This window comes from Synechococcus elongatus PCC 6301 (assembly GCF_000010065.1).
GTDB lineage: Bacteria > Cyanobacteriota > Cyanobacteriia > Synechococcales > Synechococcaceae > Synechococcus > Synechococcus elongatus.
On record NC_006576.1, the window covers coordinates 2,020,712 to 2,041,472 of the forward strand.

At 54.8% G+C, this 20,761-nt stretch carries 30 protein-coding genes and 1 tRNA gene; 28 read left to right on the plus strand and 3 right to left on the minus strand.

The genetic code is table 11. The features are described 5' to 3' along the window. Positions 1-9 precede the first annotated feature (9 nt). The 24 genes from rpsC to prfA all read left to right on the plus strand — a co-directional run bounded on the left by rpsC (position 10) and on the right by prfA (position 13,135). A complete protein-coding gene (rpsC, locus tag SYC_RS09960) occupies positions 10-744 on the plus strand; it encodes a 30S ribosomal protein S3 (protein WP_011244181.1) in 735 nt (244 codons plus the stop codon). Positions 745-752: 8 nt separating this feature from the next. Then, positions 753-1,181 (plus strand): 50S ribosomal protein L16, encoded by a 429-nt coding sequence (gene rplP, locus SYC_RS09965; protein WP_011244182.1) that lies wholly within the window; start codon positions 753-755, stop codon positions 1,179-1,181. A gap of 2 nt (positions 1,182-1,183) precedes the next feature. Beyond that, positions 1,184-1,378 carry a 50S ribosomal protein L29 gene (rpmC, locus tag SYC_RS09970; protein ID WP_011244183.1) on the plus strand — a complete coding sequence of 65 codons (195 nt, stop codon included), beginning with the start codon at positions 1,184-1,186 and terminating at the stop codon, positions 1,376-1,378. A 34-nt stretch (positions 1,379-1,412) separates the two neighbouring features. Beyond that, positions 1,413-1,661, plus strand: coding sequence for a 30S ribosomal protein S17 (gene rpsQ, locus SYC_RS09975; protein WP_011244184.1), 249 nt, complete (start codon positions 1,413-1,415; stop codon positions 1,659-1,661). Positions 1,662-1,672: 11 nt separating this feature from the next. Further along, positions 1,673-2,038 carry a 50S ribosomal protein L14 gene (rplN, locus tag SYC_RS09980; protein WP_011244185.1) on the plus strand — a complete coding sequence of 122 codons (366 nt, stop codon included), beginning with the start codon at positions 1,673-1,675 and terminating at the stop codon, positions 2,036-2,038. Further along, positions 2,038-2,379, plus strand: a complete 342-nt coding sequence (gene rplX / locus SYC_RS09985) for a 50S ribosomal protein L24 (protein ID WP_011244186.1) — start codon at positions 2,038-2,040, stop codon at positions 2,377-2,379. Before rplN ends, rplX begins: the two co-directional genes overlap by 1 nt. Positions 2,380-2,421: 42 nt before the next feature. Then, on the plus strand, positions 2,422-2,961 hold the full coding sequence (gene rplE / locus SYC_RS09990) for a 50S ribosomal protein L5 (protein WP_011244187.1): 540 nt from the start codon (positions 2,422-2,424) through the stop codon (positions 2,959-2,961). Positions 2,962-2,988: 27 nt separating this feature from the next. Continuing rightward, on the plus strand, positions 2,989-3,390 hold the full coding sequence (gene rpsH, locus SYC_RS09995; protein ID WP_011244188.1) for a 30S ribosomal protein S8: 402 nt from the start codon (positions 2,989-2,991) through the stop codon (positions 3,388-3,390). Positions 3,391-3,426: 36 nt separating this feature from the next. Beyond that, positions 3,427-3,966: a 50S ribosomal protein L6 gene (gene rplF / locus SYC_RS10000; RefSeq protein WP_011244189.1), complete on the plus strand. Its 540-nt coding sequence runs from the start codon at positions 3,427-3,429 to the stop codon at positions 3,964-3,966. Next, entirely contained in the window at positions 3,966-4,328 is a 363-nt protein-coding gene (gene rplR / locus SYC_RS10005) for a 50S ribosomal protein L18 (protein WP_011244190.1), read from the plus strand. Before rplF ends, rplR begins: the two co-directional genes overlap by 1 nt. A gap of 3 nt (positions 4,329-4,331) precedes the next feature. Next, a complete protein-coding gene (gene rpsE / locus SYC_RS10010; protein WP_011244191.1) occupies positions 4,332-4,874 on the plus strand; it encodes a 30S ribosomal protein S5 in 543 nt (180 codons plus the stop codon). 37 nt (positions 4,875-4,911) lie between these two features. After that, positions 4,912-5,355 carry a 50S ribosomal protein L15 gene (gene rplO, locus SYC_RS10015; RefSeq protein WP_011244192.1) on the plus strand — a complete coding sequence of 148 codons (444 nt, stop codon included), beginning with the start codon at positions 4,912-4,914 and terminating at the stop codon, positions 5,353-5,355. Positions 5,356-5,476: 121 nt separating this feature from the next. Further along, entirely contained in the window at positions 5,477-6,796 is a 1,320-nt protein-coding gene (gene secY / locus SYC_RS10020) for a preprotein translocase subunit SecY (RefSeq protein ID WP_011244193.1), read from the plus strand. Continuing rightward, on the plus strand, positions 6,796-7,356 hold the full coding sequence (locus tag SYC_RS10025) for an adenylate kinase (protein ID WP_011244194.1): 561 nt from the start codon (positions 6,796-6,798) through the stop codon (positions 7,354-7,356). The genes secY and SYC_RS10025 overlap by 1 nt, the downstream gene beginning before the upstream one ends. A gap of 73 nt (positions 7,357-7,429) precedes the next feature. Next, positions 7,430-7,543 (plus strand): 50S ribosomal protein L36, encoded by a 114-nt coding sequence (rpmJ, locus tag SYC_RS13635; protein WP_011244195.1) that lies wholly within the window; start codon positions 7,430-7,432, stop codon positions 7,541-7,543. 154 nt (positions 7,544-7,697) lie between these two features. Beyond that, positions 7,698-8,075 (plus strand): 30S ribosomal protein S13, encoded by a 378-nt coding sequence (gene rpsM / locus SYC_RS10030; RefSeq protein ID WP_011244196.1) that lies wholly within the window; start codon positions 7,698-7,700, stop codon positions 8,073-8,075. A 69-nt stretch (positions 8,076-8,144) separates the two neighbouring features. After that, complete coding sequence (gene rpsK, locus SYC_RS10035; protein WP_011244197.1) at positions 8,145-8,537, plus strand: 30S ribosomal protein S11; 393 nt, start codon at positions 8,145-8,147, stop codon at positions 8,535-8,537. Between the two features lie 45 nt (positions 8,538-8,582). Further along, positions 8,583-9,512 (plus strand): DNA-directed RNA polymerase subunit alpha, encoded by a 930-nt coding sequence (locus tag SYC_RS10040; RefSeq protein ID WP_011244198.1) that lies wholly within the window; start codon positions 8,583-8,585, stop codon positions 9,510-9,512. 35 nt (positions 9,513-9,547) lie between these two features. Beyond that, positions 9,548-9,898: a 50S ribosomal protein L17 gene (rplQ, locus tag SYC_RS10045; protein WP_011244199.1), complete on the plus strand. Its 351-nt coding sequence runs from the start codon at positions 9,548-9,550 to the stop codon at positions 9,896-9,898. 2 nt (positions 9,899-9,900) lie between these two features. Then, positions 9,901-10,785: a tRNA pseudouridine(38-40) synthase TruA gene (truA, locus tag SYC_RS10050; protein WP_011244200.1), complete on the plus strand. Its 885-nt coding sequence runs from the start codon at positions 9,901-9,903 to the stop codon at positions 10,783-10,785. A gap of 15 nt (positions 10,786-10,800) precedes the next feature. Beyond that, on the plus strand, positions 10,801-11,256 hold the full coding sequence (gene rplM / locus SYC_RS10055) for a 50S ribosomal protein L13 (protein WP_011244201.1): 456 nt from the start codon (positions 10,801-10,803) through the stop codon (positions 11,254-11,256). Further along, a complete protein-coding gene (rpsI, locus tag SYC_RS10060; protein WP_011244202.1) occupies positions 11,256-11,663 on the plus strand; it encodes a 30S ribosomal protein S9 in 408 nt (135 codons plus the stop codon). Before rplM ends, rpsI begins: the two co-directional genes overlap by 1 nt. A gap of 30 nt (positions 11,664-11,693) precedes the next feature. Next, positions 11,694-11,927 carry a 50S ribosomal protein L31 gene (rpmE, locus tag SYC_RS10065; protein WP_011244203.1) on the plus strand — a complete coding sequence of 78 codons (234 nt, stop codon included), beginning with the start codon at positions 11,694-11,696 and terminating at the stop codon, positions 11,925-11,927. 101 nt (positions 11,928-12,028) lie between these two features. Continuing rightward, positions 12,029-13,135 (plus strand): peptide chain release factor 1, encoded by a 1,107-nt coding sequence (gene prfA, locus SYC_RS10070; RefSeq protein WP_011244204.1) that lies wholly within the window; start codon positions 12,029-12,031, stop codon positions 13,133-13,135. 13 nt (positions 13,136-13,148) lie between these two features. Here the strand turns inward: prfA and SYC_RS10075 are convergent, their stop codons facing one another. Further along, positions 13,149-13,646: an HNH endonuclease gene (locus SYC_RS10075; protein WP_011244205.1), complete on the minus strand. Its 498-nt coding sequence runs from the start codon at positions 13,644-13,646 to the stop codon at positions 13,149-13,151. Positions 13,647-13,770: 124 nt separating this feature from the next. Here SYC_RS10075 and alr point away from each other — a divergent pair, with 124 nt between their 5' ends. The 4 genes from alr to SYC_RS10095 all read left to right on the plus strand — a co-directional run bounded on the left by alr (position 13,771) and on the right by SYC_RS10095 (position 18,402). Further along, positions 13,771-14,991: an alanine racemase gene (gene alr / locus SYC_RS10080; RefSeq protein WP_011244206.1), complete on the plus strand. Its 1,221-nt coding sequence runs from the start codon at positions 13,771-13,773 to the stop codon at positions 14,989-14,991. Between the two features lie 38 nt (positions 14,992-15,029). After that, positions 15,030-15,118 (plus strand) — tRNA-Ser (locus tag SYC_RS10085). A 122-nt stretch (positions 15,119-15,240) separates the two neighbouring features. Further along, the gene (locus SYC_RS10090; protein WP_011244207.1) at positions 15,241-15,732 is read left to right on the plus strand and encodes a cupin domain-containing protein; all 492 of its coding nucleotides are present in this window, start codon (positions 15,241-15,243) and stop codon (positions 15,730-15,732) included. Positions 15,733-15,789: 57 nt separating this feature from the next. Then, complete coding sequence (locus SYC_RS10095) at positions 15,790-18,402, plus strand: trans-splicing intein-formed DNA polymerase III subunit alpha N-terminal partner DnaE-N (RefSeq protein WP_011244208.1); 2,613 nt, start codon at positions 15,790-15,792, stop codon at positions 18,400-18,402. Here SYC_RS10095 and SYC_RS10100 read toward each other — a convergent pair. Beyond that, positions 18,388-19,518: a DNA double-strand break repair nuclease NurA gene (locus tag SYC_RS10100; RefSeq protein WP_011244209.1), complete on the minus strand. Its 1,131-nt coding sequence runs from the start codon at positions 19,516-19,518 to the stop codon at positions 18,388-18,390. The genes SYC_RS10095 and SYC_RS10100 overlap by 15 nt on opposite strands. Before the next feature lie 13 nt (positions 19,519-19,531). Beyond that, positions 19,532-20,635, minus strand: coding sequence for a glutamate 5-kinase (gene proB / locus SYC_RS10105; RefSeq protein ID WP_011378361.1), 1,104 nt, complete (start codon positions 20,633-20,635; stop codon positions 19,532-19,534). Between the last annotated feature and the right edge of the window lie 126 nt (positions 20,636-20,761).

A 20,761-nucleotide genomic window follows, 5' to 3' on the forward strand; every position in this document is an offset into this window, starting at 1 on the left:
GGAATACCTGTGGGACAGAAAATTAATCCAGTCGGATTCCGCCTCGGCGTCACCCAAGAGCACCGCTCCCGTTGGTTCGCCGACCCCAATCGTTATCCGCAACTGCTGCAAGAAGATAAAAAAATCCGCGACTACGTTCGCAAAAACCTGAGCAATGCTGGCATTGCCGACATTCGGGTTGAACGGAAAGCCGATCAAGTTGAGCTGGAAATTCGTACGGCTCGTCCTGGCGTGGTCGTTGGTCGTGGTGGCGCTGGGATTGACACCCTGCGTGAGGGTCTGCAAGCACTGCTGAAAGACTCCAGTCGCCAAATTCGCATCAACGTCATCGAAGTTGAGCGGGTTGATGCCGATGCAGCCTTGCTTGGTGAGTACATCGCTCAACAGCTCGAGCGTCGGGTTGCTTTCCGCCGCTGTGTGCGTCAAGCCATTCAACGGGCTCAGCGCGCTGGCGTTCAAGGCATCAAGATTCAAGTGGCTGGCCGCTTGAATGGAGCAGAAATTGCTCGGACCGAGTGGACGCGTGAAGGTCGAGTGCCGCTGCATACGCTGCGAGCTGACATCGACTACGCCTACACCACGGCCACCACGACCTACGGGATCTTGGGGATTAAGGTTTGGGTCTTCCGGGGTGAAATTATCCCTGGCCAAGAAGACGCAGCCCCCAGTAATGTCGGTCAGCCGCGTCGTCGCAATCAACAGCGCCGTCGCCAGCAGTTTGAAGATCGCTCTAACGAAGGTTAAGAGCCACCATGCTCAGTCCACGTCGTACCAAATTCCGGAAGCAGCAACGTGGCCGCATGACCGGCAAAGCGACGCGCGGGAATACTCTCGCCTTCGGTAACTTCGGTCTGCAGGCGCTGGAATGCTCCTGGATCACGGCTCGCCAAATTGAGGCTAGCCGTCGTGCCATGACCCGCTACACCCGTCGGGGCGGCAAAATCTGGATTCGGATTTTCCCCGATAAGCCGATCACGATGCGCCCTGCAGAAACCCGGATGGGTTCTGGTAAAGGGAACCCGGAATTCTGGGTTGCAGTGGTTAAACCGGGCCGCGTCCTCTTTGAAATCGGGGGCGAGGTCGCTGAAGAGACGGCTCGTGAAGCAATGCGTCTGGCTTCGCACAAACTGCCGATCAAAACCAAGTTCATCACTCGCGATAGCGAAGCTCAGGAGGCGTAGAGATGGCTCTGCCGAAGATTGAGGACGTGCGGAATCTCAGTGACGCCGACCTTGCTGAAAAGATTGCCGAAGCCAAACGGGAACTGTTTGATCTCCGTTTTCAACGGGCCACCCGGCAGCTTGAAAAGCCCCATCTTTTCAAACACACCAAACATCGTCTGGCTCAGCTGCTCACCGTTGAACGTGAGCGCCAATAGGGTCGGAATCATCTAAGCGAGAGTTCAGGTTGCTATGGCAGTCAAAGAACGCGTGGGCGTCGTCGTTAGCGACAAGATGGATAAAACCGTCGTCGTCGCGATCGAAGACCGTACTGCCCACCCCAAGTACGGAAAGATCGTTGTTCGGACGAAGCGCTACAAGGCGCATGATGAGGACAATCGCGCCAAAACTGGCGATCGCGTCCGCATTCAGGAAACCCGTCCGCTGAGCCGCACCAAGCGCTGGACTGTGGCTGAGATTCTCGAAAGCGTCGGTGCCTGAGGAAGCCATCCATGATTCAGCAGGAAACCTATCTCAACGTTGCCGATAACAGTGGCGCTCGGAAGCTAATGTGCATCCGCGTTCTGGGCAGCAACCGCCGCTATGCTGGCGTCGGCGATGTGATCATTGCCGTCGTTAAGGATGCGCTGCCCAACATGCCGGTTAAAAAATCGGACGTGGTGCGGGCCGTGGTTGTGCGGACCAAAAAAAGCTTGCGTCGCGATAGCGGCAATGTCATCCGTTTCGATGACAACGCAGCAGTGATCATCAACGCTGATGGCAACCCTCGCGGTACGCGGGTCTTTGGACCTGTGGCTCGGGAGTTGCGCGATCGCAACTTCACCAAAATTGTTTCGCTTGCTCCGGAGGTGATCTAATGGCTGCTCAGAAGCCAGTTCGCCACAGCGTTCACGTCAAAAAAGGTGACACCGTTCAGGTGATTGCCGGCAAAGACAAAGGCACCGTGGGCGAAGTGCTGCAGGTTTTCCCGAAAACCAGCCGTGTGTTGGTCAAAGGTGTCAACCTTCGCACCAAACACGTCAAGCCTCGCCAAGAAGGGGAGTCTGGACAAATCGTGGTTGAGGAAGCCTCGATTCATAGCTCCAATGTGCAGCTCTATTCCACTACCCAAAAAGTGGCGAGCCGAGTTGCCTACACCTTTACGGAAGACGGTCGGAAAGTGCGCAAGCTCAAAAAGACCGGCGAAATCATCGACTGATTCCCCAGTCCCTGACCCAGCCCAGGGAAATGAGAGTTTTCTATGTCCCTCAAAACCAAGTACCGAGACATCATCGTTCCGAAATTGATGAAGGAGTTCGGCTACACGAACATTCATCAAGTTCCCAAAGTTGTCAAAGTGACGATTAACCGAGGCCTGGGCGAAGGAGCTCAGAATGCCAAGGCGTTAGAGTCCTCCCTCGCTGAAATTGCCAAGATCGCTGGTCAAAAGCCAGTCGTGACCCGGGCGAAAAAAGCGATCGCAGGCTTCAAGATTCGTGCTGGCATGCCCGTCGGCCTGATGGTGACCCTGCGGGGCGATCGCCGTGACGCGTTCCTCGAACGGCTGATCAACCTGTCCTTGCCGCGAATTCGTGACTTTCGTGGCATCAGCCCCCGCAGCTTTGATGGGCGTGGGAACTACACCCTTGGTCTGCGTGAGCAGCTGATCTTTCCCGAGATCACTTACGACAGCATCGACCAGATCCGTGGCATGGACATCACCATTGTCACCAGTGCCAACAGCGACGAAGAAGGCCGTGCGCTGCTGCGTGAGCTGGGCATGCCTTTCCGGGAGAACTAAGAGGCACTTCCAAGCGAAGAGGAAATTATGGCGGTCAACGATCCGATTGCAGATATGCTGACGCGCATCCGGAATGCCAGTGAAGCGCGCCACGCGACCACCGTGGTGCCCGCATCCCGGCTTGCTCGCAGCATTGCTGAAGTGCTCAAGCGCGAAGGCTTCATTGCCGACTTTGAAGAAAGCGGCGAAGGCGTCCAACGTCACCTTGTGCTGAGCCTGAAATACAAGGGTAAAAATCAGCAGCCCATCATCAAAGCCCTCAAGCGGGTCAGCAAGCCTGGCTTGCGAGTCTATTCCAACCGTCGTGACCTACCGCGCGTTTTGGGCGGTATTGGCATCGCGATTATCTCCACTTCCCAAGGCATCATGACGGACCGAGATGCGCGCCGTCAGGGAGTGGGTGGCGAAGTGCTCTGCTACGTCTGGTAGTCGGCCGGTTGTCGGAGTCCCCACAGGAGTCGTCCAGTGTCTCGTATTGGTAAACGTCCCATCCCTATCCCCGCAAAGGTCAGTGTCGCGATCGACGGCCGTTTGGTGTCCGTAAAAGGCCCAAAAGGTGAACTCAGTCGTGAGCTGCCTAGCGGCGTTGTCGTGACCCAAGAAGACGGCAACATTATCGTGTCGCGCGCTGACGAATCGCGCCTTGCCCGCCAACGTCATGGTCTTAGCCGGACGCTGGTTGCCAACTTGGTTGAGGGCGTTGATTCAGGCTTCCAAAAGCGCTTGGAAATCATCGGCGTTGGCTATCGGGCCCAGGTTCAAGGCACCACTTTGATCCTGAACGTTGGCTACAGCAACCCCGTGCAAATTGAACCGCCGGAAGGTATTCAGTTTGTGGTCGAGAACAACACCAACGTGGTTGTTAGCGGCATCAGCAAGGAAGTCGTGGGTAACACGGCTGCCCGTATCCGCGCCGTACGGCCCCCCGAACCCTACAAGGGCAAAGGGATTCGCTATGCAGGCGAGGTCGTCCTCCGTAAGGCTGGCAAGACAGGTAAGAAGTGATGAAAGTAAGTCGTCGCGAATCCACCCGTCGCAGACACCGCCGTGTTCGCCGCACGATTGTCGGCACGCCGGCTCGTCCGCGTCTCTCGGTATTTCGCTCCAACAACCACATTTACGCGCAAGTGATCGACGATGCTGCAGGCCACACCCTGGCAGCAGCATCCAGTCTCGATCCCGATCTGCGCCAATCATTGACGTCTGGTGGCAACCAGCAAGCTTCGGCAGCCGTAGGCAAATTAATTGCCGAACGGGCTCAAGCCAAGGGCGTTACGACTGTCGTGTTCGATCGCGGCGGCAACCTTTACCATGGTCGCGTCAAGGCTTTGGCCGAAGCGGCTCGCGAAGCTGGACTGGAGTTCTAGGTGATGGCTGAAGAGAAAGACAAGAAGCAGTCTTCCCGTCGGCGCAACAATCGTCGCACCGAGAAGGAAAGTGAGTGGCAAGAGCGGGTGGTTCAAATCCGTCGCGTCACCAAAGTGGTTAAGGGCGGTAAAAAGCTCAGCTTCCGAGCGATCGTGATCGTCGGTAACGAACGTGGCCAAGTCGGTGTTGGCGTTGGCAAAGCCAGCGATGTGATTGGTGCGGTGCGCAAAGGTGTGGCCGATGGCAAAAAGCATCTCGTCAATGTGCCGTTGACCCGCGATCAATCTATCCCTCACCCCAGCACAGGTGAAGGTGGCGCAGCTCAAGTTCTGATCCGTCCTGCTGCTCCTGGTACCGGTGTAATTGCCGGTGGTGCAGTCCGGACTGTTCTAGAGCTCGCTGGCGTCAAAAACGTGTTGGCGAAGCGCTTGGGTTCCAAGAGCCCGCTCAACAATGCGCGTGCTGCTCTGGAAGCCCTCTCCAGCCTGCGGACCTTCCAAGAGGTTGCTCAGTCCCGCGACATTCCGGTCGAGCAACTGTACTAGGTCGTTTTCTTTGCTCTTGGTTTCAAGGTGATGGTTCATGAAACTCGATAATCTCGCTCCGCAACCGGGAGCGAAAAAGCGTAAGCGCCGAGTGGGTCGGGGCATTGCCGCTGGCCAAGGCGCAAGCTGCGGTTTCGGTATGCGCGGTCAAAAGTCGCGATCGGGTCGTCCGACTCGACCGGGCTTTGAGGGGGGGCAAATGCCCCTCTACCGCCGCGTTCCCAAGCTGAAGCACTTCCCGCTAATCAACCGCAAGTTCTATACGGTGGTCAATGTGGGTGCTCTGGCCGGTTTGGCGGCTGGAACTGAAGTGACACTTGAGAGCTTGATGGCTGTAGGAATTGTCACTCAGAATGACGGTCCTCTCAAAATCCTAGGCGACGGTGAACTGTCGGTGAGTCTGTCGGTGTCGGCTGCTGCATTTACGGCGACGGCACAACAGAAAATTGAAGCAGCAGGCGGTAGCATCGCGCTGGTCTAGATCAGCGATCGCAGGTTCCGTTGCCAAAAGCCAATGCTGAATGGGGGCAGACACCTGCCCCTCTTCCGTTGTTTAAGCTGGCTTTAGCTCGGGGCCTAGATGTCCCCTTTGGAGTATTGCTATGGTCGTCAGTCGCGGGAAGACCCCAAACGCCCAAGAAACTTTTTTACAGATGGCCCAAGCCTCGGGACTGAGGGGGCGCATTCTGATCACGGTCGGCCTGTTAATCCTGTGTCGACTGGGCATTTTTATTCCGGTTCCCGGCATTGATCGAGTTGCCTTTAGCAACGATCTGCAGGGCAATGCAAATCTCGGCGGCGTGATTGGCTTTCTCGATATTTTTTCGGGGGGTGGTCTGTCCGCTTTGGGCGTTTTTGCCCTTGGGATTTTGCCCTACATTAATGCCTCGATCATTTTGCAGTTGCTAACTGCCGCTGTGCCGGCTCTCGAAGACCTGCAAAAAAATGAAGGTGAGGCAGGCCGCCGCAAGATCGCGCAGTTAACCCGCTACGTCTCCCTCGGCTGGGCCTTGCTCCAGAGTATTGTTATCGCCGTATGGGTGACCCGCTACGCCGTCACACCCGGACCCCTGTTCACCATTCAGACGGCTTTGGCCTTGGTGGCCGGCTCCATGTTTGTGATGTGGATCAGTGAGTTGATCACTGAGCGTGGCATTGGCAATGGGGCATCACTGCTGATCTTTCTCAACATTGTTGCGACCTTGCCGCGATCGCTGCAGCAGACCTTAGAGCTCGCCCAGAGCGGTGATCGCAGCACTGTGGGTGGGATTGTCATCCTGCTGATCGTCTTCTTGGCCACGATTGTTGGCATCGTCTTCGTCCAAGAGGGGACGCGGCGGATTCCGGTCGTCTCGGCTCGTCGGCAAGTTGGGAATCGCGTCTACAGCGAGCGCAGTAGCTATCTGCCGCTGCGCCTCAACCAAGGTGGTGTGATGCCGATCATCTTTGCCTCGGCGATTTTGGTGCTGCCCTTCTCCTTGGCTAACTTCACCAGTAACGAAGTTGTGCTGCGGATTGCTAACTACCTCAGCCCCAATGGTCCGACCCCTTGGATTTACGCCCTTTTCTACCTTGTGTTGATTGTGGCGTTTAGCTATTTCTACTCCTCCTTGATCCTCAACCCCGTCGACTTGGCTCAGAACCTCAAAAAAATGGGGTCGAGTATTCCTGGAGTGCGTCCTGGTCGAGCAACCAGCCAATACGTACAGGGAGTGCTCAACCGTCTGACAATCCTGGGGGCAGTGTTCCTGGGTTTGGTGGCCATCATCCCCACGGCTGTTGAAGGTGCGACTCGGATTCGGACTTTCCAAGGCTTTGGGGCAACCTCGCTGCTGATCCTGGTGGGTGTCGCGATCGATACCGCCAAGCAGGTGCAAACCTACGTGATCTCGCAGCGCTATGAAGGAATGGTGAAAGACTAGTGGCGCGACTGATTTTTCTGGGGCCGCCTGGGGCAGGTAAAGGGACACAAGCAGTTGTTGTCGCGGAACAGCTGCAATTGGCCCACATCTCGACGGGTGAGCTTCTGCGGGCAGCTGTGACTGCTCAAACACCCCTAGGCATCGAAGCTAAAGGCTATATGGATCGTGGTGAGCTAGTCCCAGATTCACTAGTGCTTGGCCTCGTCCGCGATCGCCTTCAGCAACCTGATACGGCTAACGGCTGGATCTTGGATGGGTTTCCCCGTAACCGCAGTCAGGCGGAAGCCCTTAACCTGTTGCTGACCGAGATCAATCAACAGGTTGATCGCGCCGTCAATCTCGATGTTCCCGATCCGGTAATCATCGAGCGTATGCTGGCTCGCGGCCGAGCAGACGATACCGAATCAGTGATTCGGCGTCGGCTAGAGGTCTACCGCGAGCAAACTGCTCCGCTGATTGACTTCTTCCGCGATCGCCAGCAACTGTTAGCGATCGATGGCAACTCAGAAGTGGCCGCAGTCACAGACCGTTTAGTCAGTGCCTTGCAGGTTGCTGCCTAAACGAACCACCTCCCTACCCAGCCTTGTCGAACTGTGGTAGTATCAAAACTTTGGAGTCTTGCCGAATACTGGCATGAAAGTAAGAGCTTCTGTTCGCAAAATCTGCGAAAAATGCCGCGTCATCAAACGTCGCGGTCGTGTGATGGTCATCTGTGCTAACCCCAAGCATAAGCAACGCCAAGGCTAGGCGATCGCTCGCTCCCCGTTCGCGAGTGCCCTGCTGTTGGCTTCTGCTGTCGGAGCTTCAGACCAGACTATCCTCAGGCGATTCGCGCCTGTCAGCATCATCGAATTTTGCATTGTTTTACCTCACGAGTAGCCAAAGATAGGGAGTAGAGAGCGTGGCACGGATTGCTGGCGTGGATCTGCCCCGCGACAAGCGGGCTGAGATCGGCCTTACCTACATCTATGGAATTGGTCCTACCCGGGCCAAAGAAATTCTCGCCAAAACCGGCGTTAGCCCTGATACCCGCATCAAGGATCTCAACGATTCTGAAGTTGCGGCTCTGCGCCAAGTGGTCGAGAACGATTACCAGGTCGAAGGCGATCTGCGCCGTTTGGAAGCCATGAGCATCAAGCGCCTCATGGATATTGGCACTGTTCGCGGTCGTCGCCATCGGGCTGGCTTGCCAGTGCGGGGTCAGCGGACTCGGACCAATGCTCGGACCCGCCGAGGTGCTCGTAAGACCGTCGCTGGTAAGAAGAAAGCGACCCGTTAAGGTCTTTAATCGCTCTGCTGTTGAGCCTTGGGTTCATCAGCATTTTGTCTTGCTCAGACGAGGTTTACTATGGCTCGACCCACTAAAAAATCGGGGCCCCGCAAACAGAAGCGCAACGTTCCTAGCGGTGTTGCCCACATCCAATCCACCTTCAATAACACGATCGTTTCGATCGCTGACCCCGCCGGTGAAGTCATCTCTTGGGCTTCCGCTGGTTCTAGCGGCTTCAAAGGCGCCAAAAAGGGGACTCCCTTTGCAGCACAAACTGCGGCTGAGGCTGCTGCCCGTCGGGCGATCGACCAAGGCATGCGCCAGCTCGAAGTGATGGTCAGTGGCCCAGGCTCGGGTCGTGAAACCGCCATCCGGGCGTTGCAAAGCGCTGGCCTAGAAATCACCCTGATTCGTGACGTCACGCCGATTCCTCACAACGGCTGCCGCCCGCCCAAACGTCGTCGCGTTTAGACCGCGATCGCTCCGTCTGCATTTCGAGATCCCCGAGGAACCCCTGTGACATTTCAAGTCGAATGCGTCGAGAGCCGCACTGAAGCCGACCAAGGGCAATATGGCCGCTTTTCCATCGAGCCTCTCGCTCGTGGGCAAGGTACAACGGTTGGCAATGCGCTCCGGCGTGTGTTGCTCTCCAACCTAGAAGGAACAGCCGTCACAGCTGTCCGGATCGGTGGTGTCAACCACGAATTCGCAACCATCCCCGGCGTGCGGGAGGATGTCCTCGACATCTTGCTCAACGTCCGTGAGTTGGTGGTGCATGCCCACAGTCCTCAGCCCCAGATTGGTCGGCTGCGGGTGGTGGGTCCGGCAACTGTCACGGCTGCTGATGTTGACTTTGGCCCTGAAGTTGAAGTCATCAATCCCAATCACTACATCGCTTCGCTCTCTGAGGGTGCCACCCTCGAGATGGAGTTGAAAGTTGAGTGGGGCACGGGCTACCGCGCCATCGACCGCAGCCATGACGAAACGACTGCCCTAGACTTTCTGCAACTTGATGCTGTATTCATGCCGGTGCGTCGGGTGAACTACAGCGTTGAAGATGCGCGCGTCGGGGAATCCACGGCCATCGACCGCCTCGTACTCGAGGTTTGGACCAATGGCAGTCTCTCGCCCCAGGAAGCACTGAGCCAAGCCGCCTCTTGTCTCGTCGCGCTGTTCGAGCCGTTGAAAAACGTCAGTGTTGGCAGTACCCACACCGCCGATCCTGAGCCCACGCCCGAAAGCCAAACGCCGATCGAAGATCTGCAGCTTTCGGTTCGGGCTTACAACTGCCTGAAGCGGGCGCAAGTGAACTCCGTTGCTGACTTGCTGAGCTACACCTACGAAGATCTACTGGAGATCAAAAACTTCGGCCAGAAATCGGCTGAAGAGGTGGTCGAAGCTCTCGAGCGCATCGGCATTAAGCTCCAGGAATCGAAAGTTTCCTGAGTCTGTCCGTTTGTTTTGCGAACACGGTTTCTCCCATGCGTCATCGTTGTAATGTTCCACAGCTGGGTCGCCCAGCTGACCAGCGCAAGGCTCTGTTGCGCTCTCTGACCACCGAAATTATTCGGAATGGTACGGTTACGACCACCAAAGCTCGTGCCAAAGCCGTGCGTTCTGAAGTGGAGCGGATGGTGACCCTCGCCAAAGATGGCAGCCTAGCCGCTCGGCGTCAGGCCTTGGGTTACATCTACGACAAACAGCTGGTTCACTTGCTGTTTGAGCAGGCTCCCGAGCGCTACGCAAAACGTCAAGGTGGCTACACCCGCATCTTGCGGACTGTCCGCCGCCGTGGCGACAATGCAGAAATGGCCATCATTGAGTTGACTTAGTGATGGCGATCGCAGAAGAACCCGCTCAAGCCCCTGTGATTCAGCGTATTGCGCTGGTCATTCAGTACTTGGGTCAAGGCTTCTGCGGCTGGCAGCGTCAACCGCGCCAGCGTTCTGTGCAGGGTGAACTCGAGTCTGCGATCGCAGCTGTTGTGGGTCATCCCGTCTCAGTACAGTCCGCCGGACGTACTGATACCGGCGTTCATGCTGCCGCCCAGGTGGCACATTTCGAAACGACTAGTCCGATTCCAGCCCATCGTTGGCCCTCGGTTCTGAATGGTCGTCTCACGCCAGACCTCAACATCCGCGCCGCTGCAATCGTCCCTGCTAACTGGCATGCGCGCTTCAGCGCTAGCTACCGCCGCTACCGATACACGATCTACACCGATCCCTGTCCGAACCTGTTCTTGAACTCCTACGTGTGGCACTACTACCAAGCGCCACTCTGTGAGAACCAAATGCAGGCTGCCCTCCAAACCCTTGTGGGATATCACCACCTCGCTGCTTTTCAGCGATCGGGTTCCAAACGACAGCATGCTTGGGTTCATGTTCAAGACGCTTGGGTCCGACGTCGGGACTCGCTGATTGAGATCGAAGTTCAGGCCAGTGGCTTCCTCTACGGCATGATTCGTCTTCTCGTAGGCTTGCTCGTACAAGTCGGTGAAGGCAGTCGCTCCCTAGAGTCATTCACGGACATCTGGGTCAATCAGCGCCGCGATCGCGTAAGGCATGCTGCTCCTCCCCAAGGACTCTGCCTGTTGCGCATTGGCTATCCGGACTCCCCGTTTCCGGTAGACGCATGGTTTGATACCCAGCCGCTGTTCGTGCTCCCCTCATCCCGCAACGATTCAGAATCCCTGAGTCCGTGCGCGGTTTCCCTTGGTTAATCCGAGTTTTCTCCCATGAACAAAACCTACCTCCCAAGCCAAGGCGCGATTGAGCGCAACTGGTACGTGGTGGATGCGGCCGATCAGCGTCTCGGTCGTCTAGCTACGGAAATTGCCCGTGTTTTGCGCGGCAAGCACAAACCGACCTACACCCCTCACATGGATACGGGGGATTTTGTCATCGTGATCAACGCTGATAAGGTCACGGTCACTGGTCGTAAGGCGTCCCAAAAGCTCTACCGTCGTCACTCGGGTCGCCCGGGCGGCATGAAGGTCGAAACCTTTGCTCACCTTCAGCAACGCTTGCCGGAGCGCATCATCGAGCAAGCTGTTAAAGGGATGCTGCCGAAAAATGCTCTCGGTCGCCAACTCTTTACCAAACTCAAGGTCTATCGCGGTGCAGAACACCCCCATCAGGCACAACAGCCTGAAGTCTTGAGCATCCAAACTTTTGCTGGAGATGACAACTAATGACGGACTCTTCTGGACGCGTTGTTTACTGGGGCACCGGCCGTCGCAAAACGGCAGTTGCTCGGGTTCGCTTGGTGCCCGGTAGCGGCAAGTTGGTCATCAATGGCCGCGAGGGAGACAATTACCTCAACTACAACCCGGCTTACCTGAACGCAACTCGCCTGCCCTTGGAGACCCTAGGCTTGGAAGGCGACTACGACATTCTTGCCAATGTCCACGGCGGTGGCCTGACCGGCCAAGCCGATGCGATTCGCTTGGGTGTGGCGCGGGCATTGTGTGAGCTGGCCCCCGAGAACCGTAAGCCCTTGAAAGTTGAAGGCTTCCTGAGCCGTGACCCCCGCCGCAAAGAGCGGAAGAAATACGGTCTCAAGAAAGCTCGGAAAGCGCCTCAGTTCTCCAAACGCTAATTTTTTATCCTTGTTTGTGAGGTCTACCCCATGCCAAAAGCTGATATTCATCCGCAGTGGTATCCCGAAGCCAAGGTCTACTGCAACGGTGAAGAAGTGATGACCGTGGGCTCGACCCAACCAGAACTCCATGTGGATGTCTGGTCGGGCAACCACCCCTTCTACACCGGCACGCAAAAGATCATCGACACCGAAGGTCGGGTCGAACGCTTCTTGCGCAAATACGGCATGCTCGAAGGCGACCAAGCCAAGAGCGAAGCTTAAATTCTGTCCGTGTGCTGGGAAGCCCCAATTTGGGGCTTCCTTTGTTTTAGTGTGGCTGTGCGATCGCGGCCCTTGTTCGTCTTTGTTTCTGTGTGGCTGCCATGGCTGAGCCTTACCTCATTGAAAAGCTGCAATCGGTAGAGCAGACCTTTCAGGATTTGACCCGTCGGCTGGCCGATCCGGAAATTGCTACTGATCCTCGCGAGTTCCAGCGGGTTGCCCGGATGCGATCGTCGATGGAAGAGCTGGTAACGACCTACGAGGAGTGGAAACAGCGGGATGCTGAGCTGAAGGGGGCGCGAGAAATTCTGCGGGAAAGCAGTGGCGATCCTGAATTGCGTGAAATGGCAGCACTGGAAGTCAACGAGCTAGAAGCGCTGCTGGTGAGTTTGGAAGAACGCCTCAAGATTCTGCTTCTACCCCGTGATCCCAACGATGATAAAAACATCATGCTGGAGATACGCGCCGGAACCGGCGGTGATGAGGCCAGCCTGTGGGCTGGGGATCTACTACGGATGTATAGCCGCTACGCCGAATCTCAGGGGTGGCGCGTCAAGTTGCTCAGTGAATCCACAGGTGAACTGGGCGGCTATAAGGAAGCGATCCTCGAAATTCAAGGGGAATCTGTCTACAGCAAGCTGAAGTTTGAAGCGGGTGTGCACCGGGTTCAGCGAGTCCCGGCAACTGAAGCGGGTGGCCGCGTTCACACGTCAACTGCGACTGTGGCCATCATGCCAGAGGTCGATGAGGTAGAAGTCTCGATCGATCCCAAGGATATTGAACTGACGACAGCGCGATCGGGCGGTGCCGGTGGTCAGAACGTTAACAAAGTGGAGACAGCGGTTGACCTGTTCCACAAACCGACGGGAATTCGGATTTTCTGTACGGAAGAGCGATCGCAGCTACAAAACCGCGAACGCGCGATGCAGATTTTGCGCGCAAAACTCTATGAGATGAAGCTGCAAGAACAGCAGGAAGCGGTCAGTTCAATGCGGCGATCGCAGGTGGGGACAGGGTCGCGATCGGAGAAAATTCGCACCTATAACTACAAAGATAATCGAGCGACCGACCATCGATTGGGGCTGAACTTTAGTTTGAATCCAGTCTTAGAAGGCGAGATTGAAGAGGTGATCCAAGCTTGTATTAGTAAGGATCAAACAGAGCAACTCGCCCAGATGGCTCAAGATCAAGAAGCAGCGAAGGTCTAGTCTGAGTCTCGTTTTAAGCCCCGATCACGTACTTGCGCCATTCTTGGTGGCTGCCTTGGTTGAGATAGCGTGAAATCTCAAAGTAGAGGCTGCTGACGGGTTGGCGCGGTGTGCTCATCAGGGGCATCCCTGCCTCTTTAGGCGTACGGTTGCCCTTGTGAACGTTGCAGCGCATGCAGGCCGTAATCACGTTCTCCCAGGTATCGGCTCCCCCCCGCGATCGTGGCAAGATGTGGTCGAGGGTCAGATTCTCACCGTGATAGCCGCAATACTGACAGGAATGACCGTCTCGATGCAAAACATTTCGACGGGTTAGTGGGATCTCGTTGTAGGGAATACGGACGTATTGACGTAGTCGAATCACCGTCGGAAGTGGTAGATCAGGCAGGATCATTCGACCGTTGTGCTCTAAACTTTCAGCCTTATCTTTCAAAAGCAAGATCACTGCTCGCCGCCAGCTCGTGATGTTGAGTGGCTCGTAGGAAGCGTTGAGCACTAAAACCTTGCCCATAGGGCTTGAATGGGCTTTTCAAAAGTTTGCCCAGATGGTAACACAACCTTCAGAAAGGCTTCGGCTCCCGAGGGTCTCCGCAGCGTTTGGAGGCGATTAGGATGCAGGGTAGAGGTGGTGTTGAGTGACTGTGAAACCGATTGATCCCCAACCAACTCCGCGTTGGCCAGCGCGACGGTTAGAGCAACTTTCCTATCAGCGGGCTTGGGTCGAAGTTGATCAGGGGGCGATCGCGGCCAACACGCGTCAGATCCGCCAGTTCCTCGCACCCAGTTGTGAATTGATGGCAGTCGTCAAAGCGGATGCCTATGGTCACGGCGCTGTTGCGATCGCCAGTACGGTTTTAGGTGCTGGAGCCACTGCCTTGGGAGTTGCCACGATCCCGGAAGGAGTACGGTTGCGGGAGGCGGGGATCACTGCACCGATTCTGCTGCTGGGATCGATCCATAGCCCCGACGAAGTGCAAGCGATCGCTCATTGGCAGATCCAGCCCAGTCTCAGCACCCCCAAGCAGGCATTAATCTGTGCGGAAGCATTAGATCGCTTGGGACAGTCTCTCCCTGTCCATCTCAAACTTGATACCGGCATGTCCCGCCTCGGAGCACCTTGGCAAACTGCGGTCGAGTTCCTGCAGCTCGTTCATGGTTTGCCGTCGCTCCAGCTTGCCAGTCTCTACTCGCACTTCGCAACGGCAGACAGCCCAGATCGCGCGCCGCTCCAGCAACAACATGCAGCATTTGAACAGGCGATCGCCCAAATCCAAGCAGAAGGATTGCCAGTCCCTAAGCTTCACATTGCTAACTCAGCAGCGACGCTATTGGATTCGAGCCTTCACTACGACCAAGTCCGTGTTGGGCTAGCGCTGTATGGGCTTTACCCCGCACCGCACCTTGGCGATCGTCTGTCTTTATATCCAGCTTTATCGGTCAAAGCACGGGTGACTCACGTCACGACCCTGCCTGCAGGCCAAGGCGTTAGCTACGGCCATCGCTACGTGACTCAACGGGAAACGCCGATCGCCGTTGTTGGGATCGGTTATGCCGATGGTGTGCCGCGTGCCCTGTCTAATCAGATGGAGGTGCTCTACCGCGGTCAGCGGCTGCCACAGATTGGGGCGATCACAATGGACCAGATGATGATCGACATCTCTGCCATGCCCCAATTGGCACCGGGAGATGTTGTCACCCTGTTGGGGCGATCGGGGTCAGAACAGATTACCGCTGACGATTGGGCCGATCGCGCCAATACGATTAGCTGGGAAATTCTCTGCGGCTTTAAAGATCGGCTGCCACGCTTTGCCGTCGCCGCGGATTGGTCATCCAATCAAGTCACTGTCAGGTCTTAACGCCGCGGGGAAGTTCTGCTACGATAACGAAACCGCTTGGAGAGATGGCTGAGTGGTCGAAAGCAGCACATTGCTAATGTGCCGAGTCGTGTACGCGGCTCCGAGGGTTCGAATCCCTCTCTCTCCGTTCGATACAACAAGTAATCCTAGATGACGAGTCTGCGATCGCAAAGATTGCAGTTTCGTTATGCAGACCAGGGATCGCGATCGAGGTTTCTAGCCTAGAGGCAGCACTAGGCTAAACCCGACATGAGTGGCAACTGCTGCGTTCTACCTCAAATTGCTTCGCCGGCCAGCTTGCTGGTCTACCGCCTTCGTCCTCAGGGAAGCAACCGCTTTGCAGTCTTATTCGATCCTGAGCAGGCAGGAGTATCCTTGGTGGCTTGCTTTGAGGTTTTTGATCCGGGTGGATCTACGCCTCCCAACTTGCATGGACGCGCGATCGAATTTTTCTATGTGATTGCGGGTGAAGGCGAAGCCTACTGTGATGGTAAGCGAACTGCGATTGCTGCAGGAGACATGCTGCTGATTCCCGCAACCGGATTGCATGAAATTCGCAACACCCATCAGGATCAACGCCTCTACGTGCTGACGCTGATGATCCCCAATGAGGCCTTTATTGAGCTAATCCGGTCTGGCATTCCCGATCGCCTCGATGCGGCGGATTTAGCGGTGCTGCAGCAGCTACGGACCATTCCACAAGTTCCAGCTTCAGCCAGAGTGGCTGCGGCAATCGCCTAACAGGACTGGGCGAGTCGGATAGGATGCTGGAACAGCCCTTCTGGTTTGACTGCCTCCATGTCTTTTGTTGGCCTGCACATGCACAGTGACTACAGCCTGCTGGATGGGGCGAGTCAGCTACCGGATCTGGTGGCGCGAGCTAAAGAACTGGGAATGCCCGCGATTGCTCTGACAGATCACGGCGTGATGTATGGAGCGATCGAACTCCTCAAAGTTTGCAAAAATCAGGGCAATATTCGACCGATTATCGGCAATGAAATGTATGTCATCAATAGCCCGATTGATGACCCTAACCCTCGCGTCCGCAAATATCACCCGATTGTTTTAGCCAAGAATAAGAAAGGCTATCAAAATCTGGTTAAGTTGACCTCTATTTCGCATCTGCAAGGCTTTAAAGGACGGGGAATTTTTGCACGTCCTTGTATTGATAAAGAACATCTCGAAAAATACCGTGAAGGTCTAATCGTTACGAGTGCCTGTTTGGGGGGTGAAATTCCCCAAGCAATTTTGCAAAGTCGTCCGGATGTGGCTCGACGGGTAGCAGCTTGGTATCAAGAGCGCTTTGGCGAAGACTTCTATCTGGAAATTCAAGATCACGGCTCACCTGAAGATCGGATTGTCAATGTCGAAATTGTCCGAATTGCTCAGGAACTGGGGATTGAACTGGTTGCCACTAACGATAGCCACTTTATTTCCTGTTTTGATGTTGAAGCCCATGATGCTCTGCTCTGTATTCAAACGGGCAAGCTTGTCGTCGAAGATAAACGGCTTCGCTATAGCGGCACAGAGTACCTCAAGTCTGCTGAGGAAATGCATCAGCTATTTCGCGATCACTTGCCAGATGATGTGATTGCTAAAGCGATCGCTAATACGCTTGTGATTGCCAGCAAGATCGAGGACTATAACATCCTTGGCGAGCCTAAAATTCCGACTTTCCCTGTCCCCGATGGCTACAACGAAGAAACCTATATGGCGGAAGTTGCTCGTCAGGGACTGGCGGAGCGGCTCAATTGCGATCGCTATGAAGACTGCGAAGAAGCTTATCGCGATCGCTTGGAATACGAAATTAAAATGATGCACGAAATGGGATTTGCCTCCTATTTCTTAGTGGTTTGGGATTACATCAAATTTGCCCGTGACAACAATATTCCTGTGGGCCCAGGTCGTGGATCAGCGGCGGGCTCACTGGTTGCCTACTGTATGGGCATCACCAATATTGATCCAGTTCATCATGGCTTGCTATTCGAAAGATTCCTGAATCCAGAACGCAAATCAATGCCGGATATTGATACAGACTTCTGCATTGATCAGCGGGATAAAGTGATTGACTATGTGACTAAAAAGTATGGAGAAGATCGCGTTGCCCAGATCATTACCTTCAACCGAATGACATCCAAAGCGGTGCTGAAGGATGTGGCGCGCGTGCTGGATATCCCCTACGGGGAAGCCGACCGCATGGCCAAGCTCATCCCTGTAGCGCGGGGTAAGCCGGCAAAACTGAAGGTGATGATTTCAGATCAAACACCTGCGCCAGAGTTTAAAGAAAAATATGAAAAAGATGCCCGAGTGAAACACTGGGTCGATATGGCGCTGCGCATTGAGGGAACCAACAAAACATTTGGCGTCCATGCAGCGGGCGTCGTGATTTCAGCCGTTCCGCTCGATGAAATTGTGCCGCTCCAGCGGAATAATGATGGCCAAGTGATCACGCAGTATTACATGGAGGATATTGAAGCCTGTGGCCTCTTGAAAATGGATTTTCTGGGCCTCAGAAACCTGACAATGATCCAAAAAGCGATCGATCTTGTTCAGGAAACGAGTGGACAAGCCATTGATCCCGATCGCCTACCAATGGATGATCCAAAAACCTACCAGCTGTTAGCTAAAGGTGATCTGGAAGGGGTATTTCAGTTGGAGTCTTCCGGGATGCGGCAAATTGTCCGCGATTTGAAACCATCTAACCTCGAAGATATTTCTTCAATTCTGGCACTCTATCGGCCGGGGCCTTTGGATGCTGGTTTGATTCCTAAATTTATTAATCGGAAGCATGGCCGAGAAGCGATCGACTATGCCGATCAGATGCTTCAGCCCATCCTGAATGAAACCTACGGAATCATGGTTTATCAGGAACAAATTATGAAAATTGCTCAAGACATGGGTGGCTACACACTCGGAGAAGCTGACTTGCTTCGGCGGGCGATGGGCAAGAAGAAAATGTCGGAGATGGTCAAACACCAAAGCACCTTTGTCGAAGGTGCAAAGAAGAATGGTGTTGCAGAAAAGGTTGCAGCTGAGCTCTTTGATCAGATGGTGCTGTTTGCCGAATATTGTTTGGCGGCAGATACAGAAGTTCTGACCGTTGAATATGGCCCGATCGCAATTGGCAAACTAGTCGAAGAAAATATTCGTTGCCAAGTTTATTGCTGTAACCCAGATGGCTATATCTACAGTCAGCCGATTGGTCAATGGCATCAACGAGGTGAACAGGAAGTGATTGAATACGAACTCAGTGATGGTCGCATCATTCGAGCAACTGCTGACCATCGCTTTATGACTGAAGAGGGTGAAATGCTGTCGCTGGATGAAATCTTTGAGCGATCGCTAGAACTGAAGCAGATTCCGACACCATTGTTAGCGATCGCTCAGCCATCCCCGTTAGCGACGGCGTAACTTGCTAACTAACTTTCGCGAAAGGCTGAGATTCAGTCCTTCTTGATCACACCATTCCTGCAAGAGGCGATAGAACAATTGGCGATCGTCGCTGCGAAGAACAGCCGCTTGATCCGCAGTTTCGATCGCATAGGGATAGCCGCCGCCTGCAATTACTTCAGCGCGCAACCAATTCAGTACTGTCTCATGTTGACCCGATTCCACTAACCACAAGGGCAATTCAATCCGAACAGGGTTGCCGTCATGGGTTTTGAGATAGCAATAGGCTAAGCGATCGCTCTGTTCTGCATAGGCTTTGAGGATGCTTCTGCGACAGCGTAGTAGGGGTGTGCGATCGCCCCAGCGTAATCCCTGCGCCACAATTTGAGCATCGACAAGCGATCGTGGCTCGGGCAATTCCTCAAACCAATCCTGCAGTAATTCAGCTAAGTCTTTTGCTGAAGAAGTGTCGATATAAGCGATGAGGGGAACACGACTGTTCTCACTCGCTCGGAGGAGTCGGACTAAACAATCAATGTAAACTTGCTGGGTTTCAGCCTCAAATGCTTCAGCAAAGGTTGCCACTAAGGAACCATCTAACAAAGCACAGCAGTTAGGCTGACCTGCGTGACTCTCGAGGAACTGAACAAGGCGTTCTGTCTCCATCTGGAAACGACGCATATTGACCAATCGGTCAAAGTTTTCGGGCGACAGATCCTGAAAGTCTGCAGGGGCCAGGAGATCGACTGCAATCTCTTTGGTGTAAGGCTGCTTCAGTTCGTGAGGATTCTCAAACCAAGCGATTTGAACTAGGGCAATCGGTAGTGAAAAATCTTTGCTGGGATAGATCTGCGAGCCATCTACTGCAAAGGTTGTGACCCCTTGAATCTGCGATCGTGCCCAATCAAGACTGGCTTCTCGATGGGGCCAGCGTTCAGGAAATCGCCAAAGACTGCCATCAAGACTGAGCGGCAGATCCAAGAGATGACCATCAATCCAGCTATCAGGTAGCCTTGCTAACTGTCGAAAGGCATCTCGATAGAGCTGTAGCAAGCTTTGAAACTGGTCATCTGCGCGGTTAAACTGATGTCGTTTACTCTCGAGCAAACGCCGAATTTCACTGGCACGAGTGGGCATTGAATCAGCCTAGCTAGCTTAAAACTAAGTTGTCGCGATGGACGATGGTTTCTGCACCTTCGTAGCCTAGGATTTGAACAATTTGATCACTTTGACAGCCACGGATCTGCTGCAGTTCGTGACTGTCATAGTTGACTAATCCTCGGGCAATTTCAGTGCCGTTGAGATCACAGAGCTGAACTGCATCTTGGGCTTCAAAATCTCCTTCGATCGCTTGAATTCCAGCGGCTAAAAGCGACTTACCCCCTGCTTGAATCGCTTGCACTGCACCAGCATCCAGCAACAGTTTTCCAGTTGGCACGAGGCCGTGGGCAATCCAGCGTTTGCGGGCATTGACTGTTTCCGGTTGCGGCTCAAACCAAGTGCCGATCGCCTCACCCGCCAAGATTTTCAGCAGATTTTCGGGCGATCGCCCTTGGGTAATCACGGTACGAACGCTCGCTTGGGTAGCAATTTTCGCTGCAGTCAACTTCGTTGCCATACCGCCTGTACCCCAGCGACTGCCCTGTCCACCTGCTTGAATCGATTCCAGCTCCGAGAGGTCGTGGACAATTGTGATCGGCTTAGCATTTGGATCCTGGCGAGGGTCGGCTGTGTAGAGCCGATCAACATCGGTTAGTAGGAACAGCCATTGCGCTTCCACGAGACTGGCGACTAAGGCCGACAGCGTGTCATTGTCGCCAAACTTGAGTTCTTCAACAGCGACCGTGTCATTCTCGTTGACAATTGGCACGACGCCCAGCTCGAATAGTTCCTGAAAGGTTTGATAGGCATTGATGTAGCGTTGCCGCTGCGCCAGATCACCGCGCGTTAGCAGAACTTGAGCGATCGGCTGACCGAGGGTCGTAAACAGATCGTCGTAGGTGCGCATCAAGCGACCCTGACCGACCGCTGCGATCGCCTGACGTTGGGCAATACGGCTGGGGCGATCGCGCAGCCCAAGGCGAGTGCAACCGACCCCAACCGCGCCCGAGGAGACTAGAACGACGTTGTAGCCCTGTCGGCGCAGTTGGCAAATCACTTCAACCAGCCCCGCAATCGTCGAGAGTGCCAAGCCCGGATGGTGGGGATTGGTCAGACTGCTGGTGCCAATTTTGACCACGAGGGTCTCGGACATGGGAGCCACAGACCGGAAGAACGTCTCTAGTATCTTGCCTCTGTGGGGTTGCAAGCGATGACAATCACTCGGCTAGTAGCTTGCTGTTTCCCAAAAGTTGGGGCAGCTTAGGGCAGGACTGAAATG